This window comes from Ensifer sp. 4252, assembly GCF_050434565.1.
GTDB lineage: Bacteria > Pseudomonadota > Alphaproteobacteria > Rhizobiales > Rhizobiaceae > Ensifer.
Genome location: NZ_JBNDIU010000001.1, coordinates 750,346 through 772,409, shown reverse-complemented (window position 1 = coordinate 772,409; position 22,064 = coordinate 750,346). Strand labels below are relative to the sequence as shown.

The 22,064-nt window shown below is 62.1% G+C and carries 25 protein-coding genes; 16 read left to right on the top strand and 9 right to left on the bottom strand.

Translation table 11 applies throughout. The annotated features are described in order from the left end of the window. Positions 1-53: 53 nt before the first annotated feature. From ABIE33_RS03890 to rnhA, 11 genes are all read left to right on the top strand, one after another. Entirely contained in the window at positions 54-1,010 is a 957-nt protein-coding gene (locus ABIE33_RS03890) for a heme o synthase (protein ID WP_429121614.1), read from the top strand. Continuing rightward, entirely contained in the window at positions 1,010-1,150 is a 141-nt protein-coding gene (locus tag ABIE33_RS03885) for a hypothetical protein (protein WP_429121612.1), read from the top strand. The genes ABIE33_RS03890 and ABIE33_RS03885 overlap by 1 nt, the downstream gene beginning before the upstream one ends. Positions 1,151-1,161: 11 nt before the next feature. After that, a complete protein-coding gene (locus ABIE33_RS03880; RefSeq protein WP_429121610.1) occupies positions 1,162-1,761 on the top strand; it encodes a cytochrome c oxidase assembly protein in 600 nt (199 codons plus the stop codon). Positions 1,762-1,825: 64 nt separating this feature from the next. Then, on the top strand, positions 1,826-2,704 hold the full coding sequence (locus tag ABIE33_RS03875) for a cytochrome c oxidase subunit 3 (RefSeq protein WP_429121607.1): 879 nt from the start codon (positions 1,826-1,828) through the stop codon (positions 2,702-2,704). Between the two features lie 99 nt (positions 2,705-2,803). Continuing rightward, positions 2,804-3,298, top strand: a complete 495-nt coding sequence (locus tag ABIE33_RS03870) for a L,D-transpeptidase family protein (RefSeq protein WP_429121604.1) — start codon at positions 2,804-2,806, stop codon at positions 3,296-3,298. After that, positions 3,295-3,678, top strand: a complete 384-nt coding sequence (locus tag ABIE33_RS03865; protein WP_429121602.1) for a DUF983 domain-containing protein — start codon at positions 3,295-3,297, stop codon at positions 3,676-3,678. Before ABIE33_RS03870 ends, ABIE33_RS03865 begins: the two co-directional genes overlap by 4 nt. Continuing rightward, positions 3,671-4,414: an SURF1 family protein gene (locus ABIE33_RS03860; protein WP_429121599.1), complete on the top strand. Its 744-nt coding sequence runs from the start codon at positions 3,671-3,673 to the stop codon at positions 4,412-4,414. Before ABIE33_RS03865 ends, ABIE33_RS03860 begins: the two co-directional genes overlap by 8 nt. A gap of 54 nt (positions 4,415-4,468) precedes the next feature. Beyond that, a complete protein-coding gene (locus tag ABIE33_RS03855; protein ID WP_429121596.1) occupies positions 4,469-4,834 on the top strand; it encodes a DUF1304 domain-containing protein in 366 nt (121 codons plus the stop codon). Between the two features lie 3 nt (positions 4,835-4,837). Next, complete coding sequence (gene ispH / locus ABIE33_RS03850; RefSeq protein ID WP_429121593.1) at positions 4,838-5,845, top strand: 4-hydroxy-3-methylbut-2-enyl diphosphate reductase; 1,008 nt, start codon at positions 4,838-4,840, stop codon at positions 5,843-5,845. 38 nt (positions 5,846-5,883) lie between these two features. Further along, positions 5,884-6,864 (top strand): homoserine kinase, encoded by a 981-nt coding sequence (locus tag ABIE33_RS03845; RefSeq protein WP_429121591.1) that lies wholly within the window; start codon positions 5,884-5,886, stop codon positions 6,862-6,864. Next, positions 6,861-7,325 (top strand): ribonuclease HI, encoded by a 465-nt coding sequence (rnhA, locus tag ABIE33_RS03840; protein WP_429121588.1) that lies wholly within the window; start codon positions 6,861-6,863, stop codon positions 7,323-7,325. Before ABIE33_RS03845 ends, rnhA begins: the two co-directional genes overlap by 4 nt. A gap of 46 nt (positions 7,326-7,371) precedes the next feature. Here the strand turns inward: rnhA and ABIE33_RS03835 are convergent, their stop codons facing one another. Further along, complete coding sequence (locus tag ABIE33_RS03835) at positions 7,372-7,857, bottom strand: peroxiredoxin (RefSeq protein WP_429121586.1); 486 nt, start codon at positions 7,855-7,857, stop codon at positions 7,372-7,374. A gap of 142 nt (positions 7,858-7,999) precedes the next feature. Continuing rightward, a complete protein-coding gene (locus ABIE33_RS03830; protein ID WP_429121583.1) occupies positions 8,000-8,848 on the bottom strand; it encodes a protein-disulfide reductase DsbD domain-containing protein in 849 nt (282 codons plus the stop codon). A 180-nt stretch (positions 8,849-9,028) separates the two neighbouring features. Here ABIE33_RS03830 and ABIE33_RS03825 point away from each other — a divergent pair, with 180 nt between their 5' ends. Continuing rightward, positions 9,029-9,622 (top strand): YqgE/AlgH family protein, encoded by a 594-nt coding sequence (locus ABIE33_RS03825; RefSeq protein ID WP_371412230.1) that lies wholly within the window; start codon positions 9,029-9,031, stop codon positions 9,620-9,622. 104 nt (positions 9,623-9,726) lie between these two features. Here the strand turns inward: ABIE33_RS03825 and ABIE33_RS03820 are convergent, their stop codons facing one another. The 4 genes from ABIE33_RS03820 to thrC all read right to left on the bottom strand — a co-directional run bounded on the left by ABIE33_RS03820 (position 9,727) and on the right by thrC (position 16,259). Beyond that, on the bottom strand, positions 9,727-12,633 hold the full coding sequence (locus tag ABIE33_RS03820) for an EAL domain-containing protein (RefSeq protein ID WP_429121579.1): 2,907 nt from the start codon (positions 12,631-12,633) through the stop codon (positions 9,727-9,729). Then, complete coding sequence (locus ABIE33_RS03815) at positions 12,633-13,244, bottom strand: GNAT family N-acetyltransferase (RefSeq protein ID WP_429121577.1); 612 nt, start codon at positions 13,242-13,244, stop codon at positions 12,633-12,635. The genes ABIE33_RS03820 and ABIE33_RS03815 overlap by 1 nt, the downstream gene beginning before the upstream one ends. 296 nt (positions 13,245-13,540) lie before the next feature. Further along, positions 13,541-14,842, bottom strand: a complete 1,302-nt coding sequence (locus ABIE33_RS03810; protein ID WP_429121574.1) for a M16 family metallopeptidase — start codon at positions 14,840-14,842, stop codon at positions 13,541-13,543. A 16-nt stretch (positions 14,843-14,858) separates the two neighbouring features. Continuing rightward, positions 14,859-16,259, bottom strand: a complete 1,401-nt coding sequence (gene thrC / locus ABIE33_RS03805) for a threonine synthase (protein ID WP_429121572.1) — start codon at positions 16,257-16,259, stop codon at positions 14,859-14,861. Between the two features lie 279 nt (positions 16,260-16,538). Here thrC and ABIE33_RS03800 point away from each other — a divergent pair, with 279 nt between their 5' ends. Next, a complete protein-coding gene (locus tag ABIE33_RS03800) occupies positions 16,539-17,087 on the top strand; it encodes a hypothetical protein (protein WP_429123077.1) in 549 nt (182 codons plus the stop codon). 96 nt (positions 17,088-17,183) lie between these two features. Here ABIE33_RS03800 and ABIE33_RS03795 read toward each other — a convergent pair whose 3' ends face one another. After that, on the bottom strand, positions 17,184-18,290 hold the full coding sequence (locus ABIE33_RS03795) for an ABC transporter substrate-binding protein (RefSeq protein ID WP_429121570.1): 1,107 nt from the start codon (positions 18,288-18,290) through the stop codon (positions 17,184-17,186). A gap of 228 nt (positions 18,291-18,518) precedes the next feature. Further along, on the bottom strand, positions 18,519-19,214 hold the full coding sequence (locus ABIE33_RS03790; protein ID WP_429121567.1) for an HAD family hydrolase: 696 nt from the start codon (positions 19,212-19,214) through the stop codon (positions 18,519-18,521). A 180-nt stretch (positions 19,215-19,394) separates the two neighbouring features. Between ABIE33_RS03790 and ABIE33_RS03785 the strand changes: the two genes are divergently transcribed. The 3 genes from ABIE33_RS03785 (at position 19,395) to ABIE33_RS03775 (ending at position 21,334) form a co-directional block, all read left to right on the top strand. Further along, positions 19,395-20,063: a GntR family transcriptional regulator gene (locus ABIE33_RS03785; RefSeq protein WP_429121564.1), complete on the top strand. Its 669-nt coding sequence runs from the start codon at positions 19,395-19,397 to the stop codon at positions 20,061-20,063. A 225-nt stretch (positions 20,064-20,288) separates the two neighbouring features. Further along, positions 20,289-20,882, top strand: coding sequence for a biotin transporter BioY (locus ABIE33_RS03780; protein ID WP_429121561.1), 594 nt, complete (start codon positions 20,289-20,291; stop codon positions 20,880-20,882). Continuing rightward, the gene (locus tag ABIE33_RS03775) at positions 20,879-21,334 is read left to right on the top strand and encodes a DUF1284 domain-containing protein (RefSeq protein WP_429121558.1); all 456 of its coding nucleotides are present in this window, start codon (positions 20,879-20,881) and stop codon (positions 21,332-21,334) included. Before ABIE33_RS03780 ends, ABIE33_RS03775 begins: the two co-directional genes overlap by 4 nt. Here the strand turns inward: ABIE33_RS03775 and ABIE33_RS03770 are convergent. Further along, positions 21,314-21,994 carry an ArsR/SmtB family transcription factor gene (locus ABIE33_RS03770; RefSeq protein WP_429121555.1) on the bottom strand — a complete coding sequence of 227 codons (681 nt, stop codon included), beginning with the start codon at positions 21,992-21,994 and terminating at the stop codon, positions 21,314-21,316. The two genes, ABIE33_RS03775 and ABIE33_RS03770, sit on opposite strands and share 21 nt — an antisense overlap. Between the last annotated feature and the right edge of the window lie 70 nt (positions 21,995-22,064).

The window sequence follows — 22,064 nt, the reverse complement described above, 5'->3', positions numbered from 1 at the left end:
GGAGAACCGGCAAAAGACGGCCCGTATGGGCAAAAGACGATCAAGGACGAGACATGACGGTCATCGACAATCACGAAGCAGTTGGCATGGATGGTGCACCGCGCCTGTCCGAGGCCTCTGCACGCGATTATTTCGAGCTTCTTAAACCCCGCGTCATGTCGCTCGTCGTGTTCACGGCGCTTGCAGGCCTCGTGCTTGCACCCGGACACATCAATCCCTTCATCGGTTTCATCGCCATCCTGTGCATCGCCGTTGGCGCCGGCGCCTCCGGCGCGCTCAACATGTGGTATGACGCCGACATCGACGCCGTCATGACCCGCACGGCCAAGCGTCCGATCCCGGCAGGCAAGATCCTGCCCGAGGAAGCGCTGGCCTTCGGTCTGACGCTCTCAGCCTTTTCCGTGATCATCCTCGGGCTCGCCGTCAATTGGCTCGCAGCCGGGTTGCTCGCCTTCACCATCTTCTTCTACGCCGTCATCTATACGATGTGGCTGAAGCGCTCGACGCCGCAGAACATCGTCATCGGCGGTGCTGCCGGTGCCTTCCCGCCGATGATCGGCTGGGCCTGCGTGACCGGCGGCGTATCGGTCGAGAGCATCGTTCTCTTCCTCATCACCTTCCTTTGGACGCCGGCGCATTTCTGGGCGCTCGCGCTGTTCAAGATGGGCGATTACGGCGCAGTCGGCGTGCCGATGCTGCCCAATGTCGCCGGCCAGGCGACGACCAAGAAGCAGATCGTCATCTATGCGGTTCTGACCGCGCTGATCGGCATCTGTCCCACCTTGCTCGGTTTTGCGAGCATCGGATATGGGGCGGTTGCAGCGGTACTTGGTCTCGGCTTTGTCTGGTATTCGATCGGCGTGTTGCGCATGCCCGAGTCGGACGAGCGCATGCTGCCCGCCAAGAAGCTCTTCGCCTTCTCGATCATGTATTTGTTCGTGATCTTCTCCGCCCTGATGGCGGATCACCTGATCGTCAATATCTGGCTGAATGCCGGGAGTGTTGCCTGATGGAAACCGTCAAGCTGAACGAAGCCCAGAAGAAATCCCGCCGCGGCCGCAACATTGCGCTCGGTCTCGTGCTGACCGGACTGGTCGTCCTCTTTTACGTCGTCACGCTGATCAAGTTCGGCAACGGCATGGTCAACTGAGGAAGCGCGATATGACGACCTCTCAGAACCCCGGTGAGAAGCAGCGTTCGAACGGCGTCATCGTCGGCACCTGCGTTGCCTTCGTAGTCGGCATGACCGGCATGGCCTATGCGGCCGTGCCTCTCTACGACATGTTCTGCCGCGTTACCGGCTATAACGGCACGACGCAGCGCGTCGAGCAGGCATCCGACGTCATCCTCGACGAAAAGGTCAAGGTCACCTTCGACGCCAATACGTCGGGCGGTCTGCCCTGGGAGTTCAAGCCGGTCCAGCGCGACATCGACGTCAGGATCGGCGAGACGGTGCAGGTGATGTACCGCGCCAAGAACCTTTCGTCGAAGCCGACGACCGGCCAGGCGACGTTCAACGTCACGCCGATGCAGGCGGGCGCCTACTTCAACAAGGTTCAATGCTTCTGCTTTACCGAAACGACCCTGCAGCCGGGAGAGGAGATGGAGATGCCGGTGGTATTCTTCGTCGATCCGGACATGGTCAATGCGGTCGAGACCAAGGACATCAAGACACTGACGCTTTCCTACACCTTCTACCCGCGCGAACCGTCGAAGCCGGTCGCACAGGTGAAGACGGGCGAAACTGAGAACAAACTTTGACTGGAGGCCCGTTTCGGCTAAGCCGGAAGGGCGACAAGAGAAAGACCTATCGGGGATTACTGACATGGCCGATGCGCATCAGAAGAATCACGACTACCACATCATCGACCCGAGCCCCTGGCCGTTGCTTGCCTCGATCGGCGCATTCGTCATGGCGTTCGGCGGTGTCGGCTACATGCGCTATCTCTCGGGCGGCTCGTTCAAGCTGTTCGGCGCAGAGCTTGCCAATCCGTGGGTCTTCTTCATCGGCCTCGCCGTCGTCCTCTACACCATGTACGGCTGGTGGTCGGACACGGTGAAGGAAGCGCACGAGGGTCACCACACCCGCGTCGTGTCGCTGCACCTGCGTTACGGCATGATCATGTTCATCGCTTCGGAAGTGATGTTCTTCGTCGCCTGGTTCTGGGCCTATTTCGACGCGAGCCTCTTCCCCGGCGAAGCCATCCAGGCGACCCGTACGGCCTTCACCGGTGGCGTCTGGCCGCCGAAGGGCATCGAGGTTCTCGATCCTTGGCACCTGCCGCTCTACAACACCGTCATCCTGCTGCTTTCCGGCACCACGGTAACCTGGGCCCACCATGCATTGCTGCACAACGACCGCAAGGGCCTGGTCTACGGCCTGACGTTGACGGTTCTGCTCGGCGTGCTGTTCTCCTACGTCCAGGGCTTCGAATACGCGCATGCTCCGTTCGCCTTCAAGGATTCGATCTACGGCGCGACCTTCTTCATGGCGACCGGTTTCCACGGCTTCCACGTTCTCGTCGGCACGATCTTCCTGCTCGTCTGCCTGCTGCGCGCGCTGCGTGGCGACTTCACGCCGAAGCAGCACTTCGGCTTCGAAGCGGCCGCCTGGTACTGGCACTTCGTTGACGTCGTCTGGCTCTTCCTCTTCTTCTCCATCTACATCTGGGGTGGTTGGGGCGCGCCTGTCGCTCACATGTAAGAGGAATAGAGCTCACGCTCTTCTCGATAAGGCGGCTGCGACCATGCAGTCGCCTTATTTTTTGTTTGCATGGCGGTGGAATCGATGGGGCGAGCTGAGATGAATATTCGCGTGGCTGCGGTGACGGCGGCATGGCTTCTGGCGGTATGCTTTTCAGCCTCCGCCGCCGATCTCGCGGACCGCGTGGTTGTGCACAAGGAGAAGCGCATCCTGCAGCTCTATCGCGGCGGTCAGATGCTGCGCCAATATTCGGTCGCTCTTGGTGGCAATCCCATCGGACATAAGGAACGCGAAGGCGACCGGCGAACGCCGGAAGGTCTCTATGTCCTGGACTGGCGAAACGACAAGAGCGGTTATCACCTGTCGATGCACGTCTCCTATCCCAGGCCCGAGGATATCAAGGCAGCGGCAGCCAAGGGTGTCGATCCCGGCGGCATGATCATGATCCACGGCCAGCGCAATTATTTCGGCTGGCTGGCGTTTATGACGCAGATGTTCGATTGGACGGATGGCTGCATTGCGGTTACCAATGCGGAAATGGATGAAATCTGGGACATGGTTCCCAACAACACCCCGATCGAGATCAATCCGTGAGTGACGATAAAGCCCTCTATCCGCCGGTCGACCCGGTCATGACAGGCATCAAGGGCCTGTGCCCGCGATGCGGCCAGGGCAAGCTGTTCGACGGGTTCCTGACGGTAAAGCCCTCCTGCGCCAGCTGCGATCTCGACTATCGCTTCGCCGATTCCGGCGATGGTCCTGTCGTTTTCGTCATCCTTATAGTCGGCTTCATCGTTGTCGGCGCGGCACTCTGGATGGAGGTCAACCTCAATCCGCCGCTCTGGCTGCATTTCCTGCTCTGGATACCGCTGGCGATCGTCTTCAGCCTCGGCCTGACGCGCATGCTGAAGGGCATCCTCATCAACCTGCAGTATCGCAACAACGCGCGGCCGGGCGAGATCGACCGTGGTTGAGATCGAGACCCGGAAAAAGGGCAGTCTTGTTGCGCGCCTCGGTGCCTTCATCCTGCTCGCGATCACCTTCGCCATTCTCGTCTCGCTCGGCACCTGGCAGATGCAGCGGCTGCACTGGAAAGAGGGCCTGCTTCAAGCAATTGCCGAGCGTCGGTCGGCACCGCCGGTGACGCTTGCTGAGATCGAAAAGATCACAGCCGAAGGCGGGGATATCGATTACCGCACCGTCTCGGTTCCCGGCAGGTTCGACCACAGTCGGGAGCGCCACTTCTTCGCGACCTACAACGGCCGCACTGGCTATTATGTCTTCACGCCGCTGATGCTCGATGACGGCCGTTTCCTGTTCGTCAATCGCGGGTTTGTCCCGTTTGAGCAGAAGGAGTCGTCGACCCGTCTGGCGGGCGAGCTCCCGGCCTCCGTGGCGATCAACGGCCTCGCAAGGCCGAAGCTCGCCGAAAAGCCGTCTTCGATCGTCCCGGACAACGACCTCGCCAAGAATATTTTCTACTGGAAGGACCTCGACACGATGGCATCGTCGGTCGGGCTTTCCGCCGACAAGGTCCTGCCGTTCTTCGTCGATGCCGATGCGACGCCCAATCCGGGCGGACTTCCGATCGGCGGCGTTACCCAGTTCGATCTGCCGAACAGCCATCTGCAATATGCGCTGACCTGGTACGGCCTTGCCGGAGCCCTGGTCATCGTCAGCGGTGTCTTTGTCATGCGGCGCAAGCCGTAGGCGGCCCAACAGCGCCGTGCTATCCCTGATCGACGCAACTGGGGGACATGGGGAATGGGTTTGATATCGACGATCCTGATCGCGCTGACGGCGCTTTTGCATCTCGGCTTTCTCGTGCTGGAGATGTTTCTGTGGACCAGGCCTGAGGGGCGTTCGGTGTTCCGCATGACGGCGGAGCAGGCGGAAGCGACACGGGTGCTTGCCGCCAATCAGGGGCTTTACAATGGCTTTCTTTCAGCCGGACTTTTGTGGTCTCTGCTGCAGCCGGATGCGTCATTTGCCTTCGAGTTGAAGGTGTTCTTCCTTGTGTGCGTGATCGTTGCCGCTATATATGGCGCGTGGTCGGTCAAGCCGCGCATCCTGTTGATCCAGGGCGGTCCGGCAATCGCAGCCCTTGTTTTCGTTCTACTGGCATCCTGATCCATGGCATCATCCGCGGCAAAATCCCCGATCACCATTCGCCTTTGCGGGCCGCGCGGCTTCTGCGCCGGCGTCGACCGGGCGATCCAGATCGTCGTCCTGGCGTTGAAGGAATTCGGCGCGCCGGTCTATGTTCGCCACGAGATCGTGCACAATCGCTATGTGGTCGAAGGGCTGGAAGCCAAGGGCGCAATTTTCGTCGAGGAACTCGATGAAATCCCGCCGGAGCATCGCAAGCAGCCGGTGGTGTTTTCCGCCCATGGCGTGCCGAAATCGGTGCCTGCGGATGCCGACACGCGCAACCTGTTCTACCTCGACGCCACATGTCCGCTGGTCTCCAAGGTCCACAAGCAGGCGATGCGCCACAATCGGCTGGGTCGCCACGTGGTGCTGATCGGTCATGCCGGCCACCCCGAAGTCATCGGCACGATGGGGCAGTTGCCGGAAGGCGCTGTATCCCTCGTCGAGACGATCGAGGATGCGGATGTCTACATGCCGCCGGATCCGGACAATCTCGGTTTCGTCACCCAGACCACGCTTTCCGTCGACGATACGGCGGGCGTTATCAAGCGGCTGCACGAGCGATTCCCCAATCTGACGGCGCCGGCCGCCGACTCGATCTGCTATGCCACCACCAACCGTCAGGAAGCGGTCAAGCAGGCGGCACCCGGCTGCGATCTGTTCCTCGTCGTCGGTGCGCCGAACTCATCCAATTCCAAGCGCCTCGTCGAAGTGGCGCTGAAGGCCGGCGCGAAAAAGTCCGTTCTCGTGCAGCGGGCAGCGGAAATAGACTGGGATTCGATCGGCGAAATCTCCACCGTCGGCCTCTCTGCCGGCGCGTCGGCACCTGAGGTGATTGTCAACGAGATCATCGAGGCGTTCCGCGAGCGGTACGACGCCGTCGTTGAACTTGCCGACACCGTCGAGGAAAACGAGAACTTCCTCGTCAACCGCGAGATCCGGCACGTGCCGCTGACCGCCGCCGACATGGCCTTCGTCAACGGCGAATAACCCGCATATCTTGCCGCCTACCTTGAAAGTGAACAACCGTGGCAGTTTACACCGATATCACGGAAGACGACCTGAGCGCCTTTCTCGAGGCCTATGACGTCGGCCAGCTGACGTCCTACAAGGGCATCGCCGAGGGCGTCGAAAACTCCAACTTCCTGCTGCACACGACGACGGGCGCCTACATCCTCACGCTGTACGAGAAGCGCGTGAATGCGGGTGATCTGCCGTTCTTCCTGGGGCTGATGCATCACCTGGCCGATCGCGGGCTTTCCTGCCCGCTGCCCTTGCCGCGCGCCGATGGCGAGCTTCTGGGCGAATTGTCCGGCCGTCCGGCCGCCGTGATCTCTTTCCTCGAGGGCATGTGGCTTCGCAAGCCCGAGGCCAAGCATTGCCGCGAGGTCGGCCGGGCACTGGCTGAGATGCATGTCGCGGGGCAGGGCTTTGACCTGAAGCGCGCCAATGCGCTTTCGGTCGGCGGCTGGCGGCCGCTCTGGGTCAATTCCGAGGCACGCGCCGACGAGGTGCAGACCGGTCTCAAGGACGAGATTTCCGCCGAACTCTCGCATCTCGAGAGCCATTGGCCGAAGTCATTGCCGGACGGCGTCATCCATGCCGATCTGTTCCCCGACAATGTCTTCTTCCTCGGCGACCAGCTTTCCGGCCTGATCGACTTCTATTTCGCCTGCAACGATTATCTCGCCTACGATGTGGCCGTCTGCCTCAACTCGTGGTGCTTCGAGAAGAACGGCTCCTACAATATCACCAAGGGCATGGCGCTGCTTTCGGGCTATGAGAGCGTGCGCAAGCTGACGGCGGATGAGGTCGAAGCCTTGCCGCTGCTCTGCCGCGGTTCGGCGTTGCGCTTCTTCCTGACGCGTCTCTACGACTGGCTGATGACGCCGGCAGGCGCGCTGGTGGTCAAGAAGGATCCGCTCGAATACCTGACGAAGATCCGGTTCCACCGGGCGATCGTTTCCAGTGCCGAATATGGCCTCCGGCTCGAAGAGGCCTCGGCATGAAACACGTGGATATCTTCACAGACGGTGCCTGCTCGGGCAATCCGGGGCCGGGCGGCTGGGGCGCGGTGCTGCGCTACGGCGAAGTCGAAAAGGATCTGTGTGGCGGTGAGGCGGAAACGACCAACAACCGCATGGAGCTTCTGGCTGCGATCTCGGCCCTCGACGCGCTGAAGAGCGCTTGCGAGGTCGACCTGCATACCGACAGCAAATATGTGATGGACGGCATCTCCAAGTGGATCCACGGCTGGAAGAAGAACGGCTGGAGGACCGCGGACAAGAAGCCGGTGAAAAACGGCGAACTCTGGCAGGCGCTGGACGAGGCCAACCGACGCCACAAGGTTACCTGGCACTGGGTCAAGGGTCATGCCGGCCACCCGGAAAACGAACGCGCCGACGAACTCGCCCGCAAGGGCATGGAGCCTTACAAGAAGGGGCGCCGACCGGATCCTCTCGCAAAATGAAAAACGGGCCGCAACGGCCCGTTTCTATTGGAATCGGTGTCTGCTCTCAGAGCTGTTCCAGCATGGCGGCAGCACCCGAGACGGTCGCCTGGCCCGGGCTTTCCTCGAGGTTGAGCGTCTTCACCACACCGTCTTCGACGAGCATGGAATAACGCTTGGAGCGGACGCCGAGCGTGCCGGCGGAGAGGTCGATATCCATGCCGAGCGCCTTGGTGAAGGCGGCGTTCCAGTCGGAAAGGAAATGGATCTTGCCCATGCCGCCCGACGATGTCGCCCAGGCACCCATGACATGCAGATCGTTGACGGCAACCACGGCGATATCGTCGATACCGCGCGACAGGATGGCGTCACGGTTTTCGAGATAGCCGGGGAGATGGTTGAGCGAGCAGGTGGGAGTGAAGGCGCCCGGCACGGCAAAGAGCACGACGCGCTTGCCCTTGAAAAGCTGTTCGGTCGTCACTTCCACCGGACCATCGGCGGTCTTTTCCTTGAAGGTAGCAGTGGGCAGTTTGTCTCCGACGGCAATGGTCACGGCATTCTCCTTGCGTTGCGCGCATGGCCAGGCCGGCGTTCCGGCAGGGCGTCGTCGCGGCTTGAGTTGTCTTGCGTCCGGGCGTCTCCGGCGGGCGTCCTCGGACGCCATCGCCTGAAACCGGCAGGACTATAGAGGCGCATCATTCAAAGGCAAGGGTCGTTTCCATGCTGCGCCCGTCGGCGCGCACGGTGAGGATGACCGCCTTTCCCTTCAGCGTCTTGTCCTTGCCGGAGAGCCGGGCGGGGATTTCGGCCTGTAGCTCTGCGCCTCCCGCCTGAGTGATCACCGGCTTGCCGAAGGTAACGCCGGAGGAGCCGGCAAGAAACAGTTCGCGGTGCTCCTTGCCGGTATCAGGCGGCAGCCGCAACGAAAGCTGCACCGCTGCCTTGTGCTCGTCATAGACAGCTTTTGTCACCTTGAAGTCCTCGGAGGGAGGCTCCGGCAGGGCGGCAACCGCACCGTCGATGCGGGCGGCATCGAGCGGATTGTCGAAGTCGCCGTGCTTGAGGGTCAGGTCCAGTTCGCCCTGCACGGGGATGCAGATGTCCTCGCAGATCCCGAGAAACACCGAGGCGCGGATCTTAACGTCTCCCTCGCCGTGCAGGCGCTTCAGGGTGAGTGGGAAGGCAACCGACTTGTCGTAGCCGACATAGCGCACCACGCCGTCGTCGAAGGTCTTCGGAACGGGAAAGCCTATTTTTTCAAGGACGACGCCTTCGGCCGGATCGAGGGTGATCTGCGGGGGAATGCCGCTGGCGCCGGGCTCGCGCCAGTAAGTCTTCCAGCCCGGGTTCAGCTTGACCTCGAGCGTTGCCGGGATCGTCCCGTCCTGCCTCATTGGCGCGGCAACGATGCGGATCATGCCGCCTGCCGATGTCATCCATTCGCTGGATGCAGCTTGTGCGCCGGCGGGCAGAAAAAATGCGACGAGAAGGCTTGCCGTGCCGATGCGCTGGACCATGTTCTCATATGTGGGGCGTTTGATCATGGCTAAAGCAATATCGCTTTTACCGGCAGCGCTCCAGACGCCCCTTGGGCGCGGAGATCATAAATGTTTGATCACACATGGCGCGGCAAACGCGGTACGTGCATTATTTGGCGGTCGCGACGTTGAAGCGCTTTTCATTTCGCGACGAATTGGTAGGCTGTCCGCATTATGGCGATACCCATGGCACAGAAGAAACGGGAACGCGGTTTCCTTGACGGTCAGTTCCTGATCGCCATGCCTGGGATGTTTGACACGAATTTTGCCCGCACCGTCATCTTCATCTGCGCCCATTCGGACGACGGCGCCATGGGATTCATCCTCAACCGGCCGCAGCAGCTGACCTTTCCCGATGTGCTGATGCACCTCGAAATCCTCGACGAGGACGAGGCAATCCGTCTGCCGGCGATGACCCGCGACTTCCAGATTCAGGCTGGCGGCCCGGTCGAGACCGGGCGTGGCTTCGTGCTGCACTCCGACGACTATTTGAGCGATTCCAGCATTCCGGTCAGCGACGACATCTGCCTGACCGCCACGCTCGACATTGTCCGCGCGATCTCGCGCGGGGAGGGGCCGCACCGGGCGACGATGATGCTGGGTTATGCAGGCTGGGGTCCCGGCCAGCTCGAGGCGGAAATCACCCAGAACGGCTGGTTGACCTGCCCGGCGCGCGAAGAACTGATCTTCGACAAGGCTCTAGGCGACAAATACGATCGCGCTCTGGCATTGATGGGCGTCAGTCCTGCGATGCTGTCGATCGAGGCCGGCCACGCCTGATACCGGGCGCCAAAAATCCGGCACTTCATCAGCGAGCCCCGTGCGTGAGACATTTGGCTGCGGGTGTATCCGCAGCCGCCCAGGGGCGCCCTTTCTTGTGGGCCTTAAGCCCGCTTCATCAACGGAAACCGCTCTTTCAACAGCCGCTGGATCGACTCCGAACCGATCGGCGGGCCGAACAGAAAGCTCTGGCCGTAGTCGCAGCCCATCTGCGAAAGCTGGATCGCATCTTCCTCGGACTCAATCCCTTCGGCCACGACCTGCATATCGAGTTCGCGCGCCATCGTGATCACCGAGCGCAGCAGAATGCCGCGTTTGTCGCTCGGGTCGCGCACCAGCGCCTTGTCGATCTTGATCGTATCGAAGGGGAAGCGGGTGAGATAGGAGAGCGACGAGTGTCCCGTGCCGAAGTCGTCGAGCGCCAGCTTCAAACCGGCTTCCTTCAGCTTCTCGAGAACGAGCCGCGCCTGTTCCGGGTTCTCCATGACAAGAGATTCCGTCAGCTCCATCTTCACCTTGGCCGGGTCGCAGCGGTTCTTGTTGAGAACGGCGCGAACGTCGTCATAGAGCTCGTTGTTGAGCAGCTGCGCGCTCGAAAGGTTGATCGACACGAAGATCGGCAGGTCGCCGGTCTGGATCTGCCATTCGGTGAGGTCGCTGGTCGCCTTGTCGAAGGCGAACATGCCGAGCTGGTTGATCAGGTCGGAATTCTCGGCGATCGGGATGAACTCGGTCGGCGAGACATTGCCGCGCTTGGGGTGATCCCAGCGCATCAGAGCCTCGAAGCCGGCGATCTCGGCGTCGCTGAGCCGCACGATCGGCTGATAGACCAGCGACAGTTCCTTGCGCTCGATGGCGCGCTTGAGATCGGCTTCAAGCTGCATGCGATCCGAGCCGGAGGTTCTGAAGGCCGGGCGGAAAGGCTCGACTCGGTTGCCGCCTTCCTTCTTGGCGCGGAACATCGCAAGCTCCGCATCGTCGATCAGGCCGGCAGCGCTCTGTTCCTGGTCGAGCCAGGAGACGAGGCCGATGGATGCGGTGAGGTTGATTTCCCGGTTACCGTAGTTGAGCGGCACCATGATCGCCTTGCTGACCGCATCGGCGAAATCGGCGACCTTGGCAGGATCACGCTCCGACATCAGGATCAAGCCGAACTGGTCGCCGCCGATGCGTGCGAGCGTATCCTGCGGGCGCAGCAGGCGGCGCAGACGGCGCGTCAGTGCGATCAGGATGTTGTCGCCGGCGGCAATGCCGAGGAGGTCGTTGACCTGCTTGTAGCGGTCGATGTCGATCGCCAGCACGGTCGGGCGGGCGGTCGTCGTGTCGGCCATCAGCAGGATGGCCTGCAGGCGGTCGAGGAAGACCTGGCGGTTGGGAAGGCCGGTCAGATTGTCGTGCAGCGCGTTGTGCAGCAGACGTTCGACCGAATTGCGCTGCTCGGTGATGTCGATGATCGTGCCGACGCAGCGGATGATCTCGCCATTGGCGCCAAGCACCGGGCGGGCTCGGATCGACAGCCAGTGATAATGGCCATCCTCTGCACGCACGCGGAATTCGTGGTTGAGCTTGCCGCGGCGGTGTTCGAGCAGGACGTCGAGCGTGGCGCGGAAGCGATCGCGGTCATCCGGGTGCAGCCGCGGCAGCCAGTTGCGCAAGGGGCCATGCATCGAGCCCATCGACAGGCCGAGCTGCAGCGAGATATCGGGAATGGTGACGACCCGGTCGCGCGCCACGTCCCAGTCCCAGACCGTATCGCCGGACCCCGTCAGCGCCAGCGACTGGCGCTCGAGATCGGAGAACAGGCCCTGCTGGTAGGCGCCGCCGGCAAAGGCATGCTGCATGACCGTAAAGCCGATCAAGAGCACGATCAGGACAAGGCCGCCGCCGAGCGCCGGCTGGACGATGTCGTTTGCTAGCTGGCCGGTGACGGTCAGCCACGCGCCGAACAGCCAGACCAGAATGAGCAGCCAGGCGGGGACCAACAGGATGGCCCGGTCGTAGCGGTTGAAGCCGAGATAGGCGATCAGCACGATCCCGACGGTTGCCGTCAGTGCGAAGGAGAGGCGGGCGATACCCGATGCGATTGCCGGATCATAGACGGCAACGCCGAAGAGCAAGCCGAGGCCGAGGATCCAGGCGAGCGTCGCATAGCCCAGATGCTGGTGCCAGCGATTGAGGTTGAGATAGGTGAAGAGGAAGATCACGAGGCCCGCCGCCAGGAAGACCTCGGTTCCCGCTCGCCATATCCGCTCGTCGCCTGCCGTGACGCTGATGAGCTTGGACAAGAAGCCGAAGTCGACGCAGATATAGGCAAGCACCGCCCAGGCGAGCGCCGCCGTTGCCGGCAGCATCGAGGTTCCCTTGACCACGAACAGGATCGTCAGGAACACGGCGAGAAGGCCGGCGATACCGAGCACGATGCCGCGATAAAGCGTGAAGGCGTTGACGGTGTCCTTGTAGGCGTCCGGCTGCCAGAGATAGATCTGCGGCAGCTCAGGCGTCGCGAGCTCGGCGACGAAGGTGATAACTGCGCCCGGATTGAGCGTGATCTGGAAGACGTCCGAATCGTCGCTCGGCAACCGTTCGAGCGCAAAGCCCTCGCTCGGCGTGATCGACAGCATGCGTTGCGACCCGAGGTCTGGCCAGAAGAGCTTGGAATTCACCAGGCGGAAATGCGGCGCGACGATCACGCGGTCGAGCTGTTCGCCCGAAACGTTGGCGAGCGCGAAAACCGCCCAGTCGCCCTGATGGTTCTCGGTGCTGGAACGCACCTCGATGCGCCGGACGATGCCGTCGGCGCCCGGCGCCGTCGAGACCTGGAAGGCTTCGCTGCGGCCGCTGTAGATCTCGGTCGTCGCGGTCAGGTCGAGTGCGGTGTCTTCGCGCGAAATCTTGACCGGCTCAAGAGCATGGGCAATGCCGCCAAAGGCGCAGAAAAGCGTCGTGAGAGCGATCAGAAACGCTGCCAGCTTCGAGGCTGACCATGCGAAGGGCGATCGGGTTAGAGGCATCAAAGGGGCAATTTCCTGTTCGGTACGGCATCATCGGACAGGAGAGAGAAAAGCACATGGTCACGCCATTGCCCGTTAATCCTCAAGTACTGTCTTAAGTAGCCTTCACGCTCAAAACCGGCCTTTTCAAGGAGCCGGATGCTTCTTGAGTTCTCCGGAATACAGGCTGCTTCAATACGGTGCAACTCAAGGCTCGAAAAGATGTAGGGAATCGCAAGCTTGAGGGCGGCAAACATATGGCCGTGGCCGGCATGACGCTCGCCCATCCAGTAGCCGATCATGCAGTTTTGCCCGGCGCCGCGACGGATGTGGCCGATGGTGAGCCCCCCGAGCAGGGTCTCCGCAGACTTGTGGAAAAGAAAGAGCGGCACGGCCTGGCCGGATGCAAATTCCTGCTCGTTGCGGATGACGCGGCTGCGAAAGGCGCTTTCCGTCATTTCGTCGGCACGCCAGGTCGGTTCCCACGGCTCGAGAAAGCTGCGGCTCTCGCTTCTGAGCTGGTACCATTGGCGATAATCGGCGTAGCGGGGGAGGCGGAGCAGATAATCCTGATTGGCGATCTCGATCGTCTCGGGCTGCCGCGACAGGAACCGAAAAACCGATCGTGTCATATGTGCCTCCGAGGCCTTCCAGTTGAACGTGCGGAAGATCCTTAACCGCCCGGCGGACGGCGCCCTTTGCGCTGTCGCAAATCCAAGCGTTGCACAACTTTGCGCACAAATCGAATCCGATTTTACGAAAAGTCGCAAACGCTTCGCCGGCCCGGGGGCCATGGCAGTTCCGGCCGGAACCTAGAGCGCCGTGCGTTCAGAAGAACGCACTAAGGACGCTCTAGCACTTTGATTCTAGGGCATCTTATCCGCCTTCGGTGATTCCACTTGAACGCGGGATGCCCTGGGGCGCCGGATCAGCTTGCGACGGCGTGCGCGACGGTGGTTTTTCCTGTCAGTGACGACAGGATGTCGTTCATCGGCGCCAGCTGCTCGAGCGGTCCGATCGCCGACAGCGTCGGGGCGGTGTCGAAGAACAGGCGACCTGCCAGATCGGTCAGACGCTCGATGGTGATGCCGGACAGGCGCTCCATCAGTTCGTCGTTCGGGATCGGCCGGCCATAAAGCATCATCTGGCGGGCGATCTGGCCCGCGCGTGCAGCCGGGCTTTCCTGGCCCATCAGCAACTGGGCGCGGATCTGGGCGCGGGCGCGCTCGATTTCCTGCTGTTCGATGTTCATCGACGACTTGCGCAGCTCATCGACGATGACGGGCATCAGCTCCGGCAGGTTCTCGCCGCCGGTTGCCGCATGCACGCCGAAAATGCCGGTGTCGGAGAAGCCCCAATGGAAGGCATAGACCGAGTAGCAGAGGCCACGATGCTCACGCACTTCCTGGAACAGGCGCGAAGACATGCCGCCGCCGAGAATGTTGGCGAGGATCTGAGAACAGTAGAAGTCGCGGGCGTGATAGGCCTTGCCTTCGAACCCGAGCAGGATCTGCGCATCCATCAGGTCGCGGGTTTCGCGGCTTTCGCCGCCGGTGTAGATCGCGGTTTCGAGAACCGGCGTTGCGAGCGGCGTGCGCGGCAGCGTCGAGAAGCGTTCCTCGACCTGGCGCACGAAGGCCTCGTGCTCGACGGCGCCGGCCGCGACGACGAACATCCGGTCGGTGATGTAATTGCGGCCGAGATACTGGCGAATCTGGTTGGCGGAGAACGACATCACCGTCTCCGGCGTGCCAAGGATCGGGCGTCCAACCGTTTGGTTGCGATAGGCGGTTTCGGCGAAGCGGTCGAAGACGACGTCGTCAGGCGTGTCGTCGGCAGCGCCGATCTCCTGCAGGATCACCTGCTTTTCGCGGCGCAACTCTTCCTCGTCGAAGCTCGACTCGGTGAGAATGTCGGCAAGGATGTCGACGGCCAGCGGCACGTGATCTTTGAGGACGCGTGCGTAATAGGACGTCGTTTCGGTCGAGGTCGCGGCGTTGACTTCGCCGCCGACATTCTCGATTTCCTCGGCGATCTGGCGGGCGGTGCGCCGGCCGGTGCCTTTGAAAGCCATGTGCTCAAGCAGATGAGCGATGCCATGTTCGCCCACGGTTTCGTTGCGTGAACCCGATTTGATCCACACGCCGAGCGCAACGCTTTCAAGGTGCGGCATCTGCTCGGTTACCACCGTCAACCCGGAAGGGAGCCGGGTGCACTCAACTTTCATCATACGTTTCTTCTCGTTCTTACCCCTGGATACGGGCACGGCCGCCAATAAAAGTCTCGACGCTCTTCAGGTCAGCATCCAGGATATCGAAACGCTCCTCCCTGTTCATCAAGTCAGCAAGCCACGTCGGAAGCGCCGGGTCAATACCACTTGCCGATTTTACAGCGTCGGGGAATTTCGCGGGATGGGCGGTTGCGAGCGTGACCATCGGGGCCGACGGCTTCTCGTGCTTGGCCGCCACGAAGACGCCGATGGCGCTGTGCGGGTCGAGCAGGTAGCCCGTCTCTTCGACGGTCTTGGCAATGGTCTTGGCGACATCCTTTTCGGAGGCGCGGCCGGCGCGGAAGTCCTTGCGGATCGCCTTCAGCGCCTTTTCGCGGATGGCAAAAGAGCCTGATTGTTTGAGGCTGTCCATCGCCGAGCGCACTTCGGCCGGGTCGCGATCGTTCGCTTCGAACAGGAGGCGTTCGAAGTTGGACGAGATCTGGATGTCCATCGACGGCGAGGTGGTCGCCTTGACCTCGCGCATTTCATAGCGGCCGGTCTTTAGCGTGCGAGCGAGAATGTCGTTTTCGTTGGTGGCAACGATCAGCTTGTCGATCGGCAGGCCCATGCGCTTGGCGACGTAGCCGGCGAAGATGTCGCCGAAATTGCCGGTCGGCACGGTGAAGGAAATCTTCCGGTCCGGGCCACCGAGTGCGATCGCCGTCGTGAAATAGTAGACGATCTGGGCCATGATCCGCGCCCAGTTGATCGAGTTGACGCCCGAAAGTTTGACGCGATCGCGGAAGGCCGCGTCGTTGAACATCCCTTTGACGAGGTTCTGGCAGTCGTCGAAATTGCCTTTCACGGCGATGGCATGGACGTTGCCCGCCTTCGACGTCGTCATCTGGCGCTGCTGCACCGGCGAAACCTTGCCATGCGGAAAGAGGATGAAGATGTCGGTGCGCTCGCGCCCGGCAAAGGCGTCGATGGCAGCACCACCGGTGTCACCTGAGGTCGCGCCGACGATGGTCGCCCGTTCGCCGCGCTCGGCGAGCACATAGTCCATCAGGCGTGCCAGCAGTTGCATCGCCACGTCCTTGAAGGCGAGCGTCGAGCCGTGGAACAGCTCCATGACGAAGGCGTTGGGGCCGGTCTGGACGAGGGGCGCGATAGCCGGATGACGGAACGTGGCATAGGCCTCGTCGATCATCTCGCGAAACTTTGCCGAGGGGATCTCCCCGTGGATGAAGGGCTCGAGCACGGCAAACGCGATATCCTGGTAGGATTTGCCGCGCAGCGCCCGGATTTCTTTCTTCGACAGAATCGGCCATTCCTTGGGAAGATAGAGACCGCCGTCGCGCGCAAGCCCCGCAAGCAGCGCATCGCAGAAGCCGAGGGGGGCGGCCTCGCCGCGCGTCGAGATATACTTCACCATCCTAGTCCTTCGTCTTGCCTTCGGATCGCGGCGACCCTATGCGAACCGGCCGCAGCGCGTCTGTCTTATTGCGTCAGTCCTTGACAAAGTCCCCACGCATTCTTGTCACCAGTGCAATTTCCGGCCTCAGCGTCGTTTCGGAAAATTCCGATCGAGATGGCTGACCCAATCGATTTTTCAATTCGCCGCTGCTATAGACGATGCCCGAAGGCCATGAAAGGCCTTCCGGCCGAGATTTCGGTCAAGGAGTTTCAACCGGTTCAGCAGAGGTTGTTCAACGTGTTTGGCAAAGTATCCCGGCCTGTCCTCGCAATATCCTTTCTCGCGGTCCTCGCCGGATGTAACAAAACGCAATCCGGCGGAGCGATCGATGCGGGCGGCAGTGCCGCCACGCCGACGCCGGCCGTTGTCCAGGCAGCATGCCCGCAGGTCATTTTGAGAGAAGGCACCTCGTCGTTCCGCACCTATGCCAAGGGCGGCAAGGACGATCCGACCAAGGTCATCTATCAGGCGTCGCTCGCCGATACGACCCGGCAATGCGTGCTGAGCGAGACGGCCATGACGGTAACGGTCGTGGTGCAGGGCCGTGTCGTCAGCGGCCCCGCAGGCGGTCCCGGCAAGGTCACCATGCCGATCCGGGTGGCGGCAACCGATGAAGACAAGACGCTCTATTCCGAGCTGGTGCAGCACGTCGTTGAGATCCCGGCAAACGGTTCGAGCCAGTTCGTCTTCACCAAGACGGACGTGACGCTGCCGGCCGGTTCCGGTTCCAACGCCACGGTCTTTGTCGGCTTCGACGAAGGTCCGCCGGCAAAGCGCAAGAAGTAATACCAACGCAGGTTGGCATCAGCCGCTGTAACGGCTGCATGAAACGAAAAAACGCCGGGGCTTGCCCCGGCGTTTTCATTTGTCGACGCTAAGCCATCACTCGGCAGCGACGCTCTTGCCGCCTTCCCACTTGTAGAGCGAGAAAGCCTGCGAGGTGAGGTCGCCGGCTTCGCCGTAGGTGAGCTTGCCGAGCACCGTGTCGATCGCCTCGCCGGACTTGATCGCGGTTGCAACCGCGGTCGCGTCCTCGGCGGAGCCGGCCTTTTCGATGCCGGCCTTCAGAACCTGTACCGCGGCGTAGGCGTTGAGTGTGAAGGCTTCGGCCGGAATGTTCTTCGCCTTCAGCGCCTCGACGGCCGGAGCCGACGCCGGGTCGCGGGTCGCATCGCTGGCGTTGGTGTAGATCGTGCCGGTCGCAGCTTCGCCACCGATCGCCCAGAACTCGGTGTTGGACAGGCCGTCGCCGCCGAAGATCTGCGCGGTCACGCCCTGGTCGCGCATCTGGCGTGCGAGCAGACCGCCTTCCGGATGATAGCCGCCGAAGTAGACGACATCGACATTTTCCGCCTTCAGACGGGTGACGATGGCGCTGAAGTCCTTGTCGCCCGGGTTGAGACCTTCGTAGACGACTTCAGTGATGCCGCCGGCGTTGATCCCCTTCTTGAAGCCGTCGGCGAGGCCCTTGCCGTAGGGCGCCTTGTCGTGCAGCACGGCGACCTTCTTGTCCTTGAGGTTCTTGACCACATAGGCTGCCGCGACCTCGGCCTGCTGGTCGTCGCGACCGCAGGTGCGCAGTACGTTCCACAGGCCGCGCGTGGTCAGGTCAGGCGTGGTTGCCGTCGGCGTCACCATCAGGATGCCATTTTCGGCGAGAACGTCCGAAGCTGCCATCGACGTCCCTGACAGGACCGGCCCGACGACGAAGCGGATGCCTTCGCCGGCCGCCTGGTTTGCGACCGACACGGCCTGCTTGGGGTCGCCGGCATCGTCCATCATCTTCAGGACGATCTTCTCGCCATTGATGCCGCCAGCCTTGTTGATCTCTTCTGCGGCCGCTTCCGCGCCGTTCTTGACCTGCTCGCCATAGGCCGCAACCGGGCCGGTGAGCGGCGTGATGACGCCAACGGTGATATCGGCAAACGCGAGCGGCCCGAAGGCAACGCTGGCCGCCAGGGTTAGGCCCGTCAACATTGAAAGACGCATGATGTTTCCTCCTAGAAATACCCCTGAGGGGCTTGCTTGATATGGCCCTCGTGCGCGGTGCGAAAACCGGGGAGATCTTCGGAGGGACAGCGATCGCACATCAATGTGACATCGTGTCCCTCGGCGCCTAATCGGACGCCCGCCGTGATGGCCGAGAGCTTTTTCCCGCCCCGGTGAAAATCCGGGGCGAAAGGGGTCTGCAGGCGGCTTGCGCCCGCCTTTGCCGGATCAGGCCGTCATCGATTCCGACCACTCGGAAAGAGCGGCGATCACGCCCGGCAGTGCCGACATGCGTGAAATCACCGTTTCGGCGCCCGCGTCGGTCAGCTGGTCGGCATGCGAGGGATGGGTGTGCGAGCCGCCGGTAAAGCCGACGACGCGCATGCCGGCCGCGCGCGCGCCATGGATGCCGTGAACGGAGTCCTCGATGACCAGGACGCGGGAAGGGGCGACGCCCATCTGCTTGGCGCCATGCAGGAAGATATCCGGCTTCGGCTTGACGCGATCCGCTCCAAGGTCGCGGGCGGAATAGATGTGGCGGCCGAAATGGTCCTTGATCCCGACCTTGCCGAGCATCATCGCGAGCCGGGCCGAGGTCGAGTTGGAGCAGATGCAATGCGGCAGCGTCAGCTGCGCCAGCATCGGCTTGACGCCTTCGATGATCTTGAGGTCGCGCGCGAGGCGTTCGTCGAGGATCGTGTCGACCTTGCTGATGAGCGAGGCCGAAAGCGGGATGCTCGCTTCCTTTTCGATCTGCAGCAGCGTGTTCTGCCAGGTCATGCCGGCAAAGCGCTCTGCCATCTCCTCGATGCTGATCGGATAGCCAGCTTCGGTCAAAAGGGTCGCTTCGACTTCCGAGGCGATGATTTCCGAATCGACGAGAACGCCGTCGCAATCGAAGATGATGAGGTCGATACCGTTCATTTGGGTCAGTTTCCCTGGGAGAAGGAGGCGCCGCAGGCAGGGGGAGGGTCGCTTTCGCGGCGCGTGCTTTTGTACGCCGAAGGTTTATACGATGGCGGCCGAAATCTCAACCTTTGGAAATCGTCGAAAGGCCGCTGTCGCTTGCTCGACAGGCCTTGCTGGCACCTCTATCTGTAGCCAATGGACAAGCAACGGGACGATACGATCGCAAGCCGCATCAGCCGGGCACTGGCCGAGAGGATCATCTCGGGCGCGCTGACACCAGGCGAGCGTCTGCGCCAGGATCACATCGCCGAGGAATTCGGCGCCAGCCACGTGCCGGTGCGTGAAGCGTTCCGGTTGCTGGAGGCGCAGGGGCTTGCCGTCAGCGAACCGCGTCGCGGCGTCCGCGTTGCCGCCTTCGACCTCAAGGAGGTCCGCGAGGTCGCCGAAATGCGTGCGGTTCTCGAGGTGCTGGCGCTGCGGCACGCGATCCCGCATCTGACTGCTGCCATCCTCGACCGTGCCGAGGCGGCCACGGTCGCCGCGGACACGTCGCGCGACGTCCGTTCCTGGGAGGCTGCCAACCACGCTTTCCATCGACTGATCCTGGAGCCCTGCGGCATGCCGCGCCTGCTCGCCTCGATCGACGACCTGCATGCGGCCAGCGCCCGTTTTCTGTTCTCGGCCTGGCGGACCAGCTGGGAAGCGCGCACCGATCATGACCATCGGGCGATCCTTGCCGCCTTGCGGGAAGGGCGGGGCGACGAGGCGGCGAAAATCCTCGAGCGCCATGTCGGTTGGATCGGCAAGACGCCGGTCAAGACCGCTGCCGGCGAGACGCGAGAGGCGTTTTCCATCGTCGGATAGGCGTTTGAACGCAGCTGTTACGCTTCAGTCGCCGCCGCAGTTGGTAAATTATCTATAATTTTATTTTCCTTGTTTTGCGGTCCGTTGCGAGTGTCAACGGGCGATCTCGTGTGGCGGCTTGTGCCGTTGCGGATTGACCGGGGCGTCTTCCAGCGGTAGTCGAGGTGATATTATAGATAGAATCAGAAATTATCTATAATTTGAAAACAGCTCACGGAGACCCAGATGTCCAATCTCGCTTCCGCCCACACGCCCCTCTTCGATCCGCTCCGCCTCGACGGCAAAACCTGGCTGGCCAAGGCACTGTTTGTGCTTCTTGGAACCGGCTTTCTCGCGCTGTCCTCGCAGATCAGCGTGCCGATGATCCCGGTGCCGGTGACCATGCAGACCTTTGCCGTCACGATGATCGGCGTCGTCTATGGGTGGCGGCTCGGCGTCGCCACCATCCTCGCCTGGCTGACTGAGGCCATGCTCGGGCTTCCGGTTCTGGCCAATGGCGCTGGCGGTCTTGCCCATTTCGCCGGACCGACTGCCGGTTATCTCGCCGCCTTTCCCTTGGTCGCAGGTCTCGCCGGCTGGTTGGCGCAGCGCGGTTGGACCGGTGATCGCGTCATCCTGAGCTTCGCCGCCCATTTCGCCGCCAACATGCTGTGCCTTGCTCTCGGTGCCGCCTGGCTTGCGACGCTGATCGGTTTCGAACAGGCAATCGCACTCGGTGCCGCGCCATTCGTGCTCGGCGCGATACTGAAGTCGGCGCTTGCTGCAGCCGTGCTGAAAGCCGTCCAGCGCTATGCACAGAAGCCGACGGACCTCATTTGACGGTCCGGCTGCGCGGGCATCATCTGCTGTGCCTGCTGACCTTCGTGGGCGAGGGCTATACGCCCTCGTTCACGCGCAACTATGTCAGGATCGCCGAGCGTCTATCCGCCGGCGAAAGCGTCACGGTTGTCGACGGCCCGGACGACATTTGCGCGCCGATGTTGTGTGACGCCGGCGCCCATTGCCGGGAAGACGGGATCACACGGCGAGACAGTCTTGCGCTCGCGGCGATCTCAGACATCCTCGACCGGCACTTGGAACCGGGATCGGTGCTGGTGCTCGACGCCGGCAGGCTACGACGATTGCGTTCAGCCTTTGCCAAGGGAAAAGCCGTGGCCGCCTGTGCCGAATGCGAATGGGCCGGCCTCTGCAGCCGCGTTGCGGATGGCGGTTTTACCGATGCCCTCGTGCGGGCAGCCGAGGAATCGTGTTCACTGCGGGAAGAGGTCTGAAAAGGCCCTTTCGCCGCTATCGGTAAAGCGGATGGCGCGGCTGTTGTCTTCGCGTCTTGCCCAGCCCTTGTCGATGAAAAGCGTCAGCAGCGCCTCGCCGAGCGAGCCTGCAAGATGCGAGCGCCGCTCGCTCCAGTCGAGGCAGGTTCGGCAGATCGGCCGGCGGGAATTCTTCAGCGATGCGTAGTTTATGCCGAGCGCCTCGATGCGGATCTGGCCCGCATCCGTCAAGGCGAGGTCGTCGCCTGCGACCTCGATCTGTTTGGCAGCGATCAGGCTGTCGAGCATGCGCACGCCATAGTCGCCGGCCAGGTGGTTGTAGCAGACGCGGGCCTTGCGCAACGCCGGGTCCTTGGGCCCGGGTCGATGCCGGTTCATGCCGCGGCTGGCGGCAAACCCCATGAGGTTTTCGAGCATCAGACCGACCTCGTCCTCAGCTAACTGGTAGTAGCGGTGACGGCCCTGTTTGCGCTGGCTCAACAGGCCCCCGGCCTCGAGCTTGGAAAGATGGGAACTGGCGGTCTGCAGCGTGATGCCGGCATGCGTCGCAAGCTCCGTCGGCGTCAGTGCGCGCCCGGCCATCAGCGCGGTCAGCATGTTGGCGCGGGCGGGGTCGCCGATCAGCGAGCCGATGAGAGCGATGTCTGGACCTTCCTTCATACTTCGATCGTAGTCGAAGCATTGAGGGTCGGCAAGCGGGCATAGTGGGCGCGTCGAAAAACACCGAAAG

Bases quoted from the DNA above. Each gene is read 5' to 3' on its own strand.
- ABIE33_RS03890 (WP_429121614.1), top strand. From the start codon at position 54: ATGACGGTCATCGACAATCACGAAGCAGTTGGCATGGATGGTGCACCG.
- ABIE33_RS03885 (WP_429121612.1), top strand. From the start codon at position 1,010: ATGGAAACCGTCAAGCTGAACGAAGCCCAGAAGAAATCCCGCCGCGGC.
- ABIE33_RS03880 (WP_429121610.1), top strand. From the start codon at position 1,162: ATGACGACCTCTCAGAACCCCGGTGAGAAGCAGCGTTCGAACGGCGTC.
- ABIE33_RS03875 (WP_429121607.1), top strand. From the start codon at position 1,826: ATGGCCGATGCGCATCAGAAGAATCACGACTACCACATCATCGACCCG.
- ABIE33_RS03870 (WP_429121604.1), top strand. From the start codon at position 2,804: ATGAATATTCGCGTGGCTGCGGTGACGGCGGCATGGCTTCTGGCGGTA.
- ABIE33_RS03855 (WP_429121596.1), top strand. From the start codon at position 4,469: ATGGGTTTGATATCGACGATCCTGATCGCGCTGACGGCGCTTTTGCAT.
- ispH (WP_429121593.1), top strand. From the start codon at position 4,838: ATGGCATCATCCGCGGCAAAATCCCCGATCACCATTCGCCTTTGCGGG.
- rnhA (WP_429121588.1), top strand. From the start codon at position 6,861: ATGAAACACGTGGATATCTTCACAGACGGTGCCTGCTCGGGCAATCCG.
- ABIE33_RS03830 (WP_429121583.1), bottom strand. From the start codon at position 8,848: ATGATCAAACGCCCCACATATGAGAACATGGTCCAGCGCATCGGCACG.
- ABIE33_RS03825 (WP_371412230.1), top strand. From the start codon at position 9,029: ATGGCACAGAAGAAACGGGAACGCGGTTTCCTTGACGGTCAGTTCCTG.
- ABIE33_RS03820 (WP_429121579.1), bottom strand. From the start codon at position 12,633: ATGCCTCTAACCCGATCGCCCTTCGCATGGTCAGCCTCGAAGCTGGCA.
- ABIE33_RS03815 (WP_429121577.1), bottom strand. From the start codon at position 13,244: ATGACACGATCGGTTTTTCGGTTCCTGTCGCGGCAGCCCGAGACGATC.
- ABIE33_RS03810 (WP_429121574.1), bottom strand. From the start codon at position 14,842: ATGATGAAAGTTGAGTGCACCCGGCTCCCTTCCGGGTTGACGGTGGTA.
- thrC (WP_429121572.1), bottom strand. From the start codon at position 16,259: ATGGTGAAGTATATCTCGACGCGCGGCGAGGCCGCCCCCCTCGGCTTC.
- ABIE33_RS03795 (WP_429121570.1), bottom strand. From the start codon at position 18,290: ATGCGTCTTTCAATGTTGACGGGCCTAACCCTGGCGGCCAGCGTTGCC.
- ABIE33_RS03790 (WP_429121567.1), bottom strand. From the start codon at position 19,214: ATGAACGGTATCGACCTCATCATCTTCGATTGCGACGGCGTTCTCGTC.
- ABIE33_RS03785 (WP_429121564.1), top strand. From the start codon at position 19,395: ATGGACAAGCAACGGGACGATACGATCGCAAGCCGCATCAGCCGGGCA.
- ABIE33_RS03780 (WP_429121561.1), top strand. From the start codon at position 20,289: ATGTCCAATCTCGCTTCCGCCCACACGCCCCTCTTCGATCCGCTCCGC.
- ABIE33_RS03770 (WP_429121555.1), bottom strand. From the start codon at position 21,994: ATGAAGGAAGGTCCAGACATCGCTCTCATCGGCTCGCTGATCGGCGAC.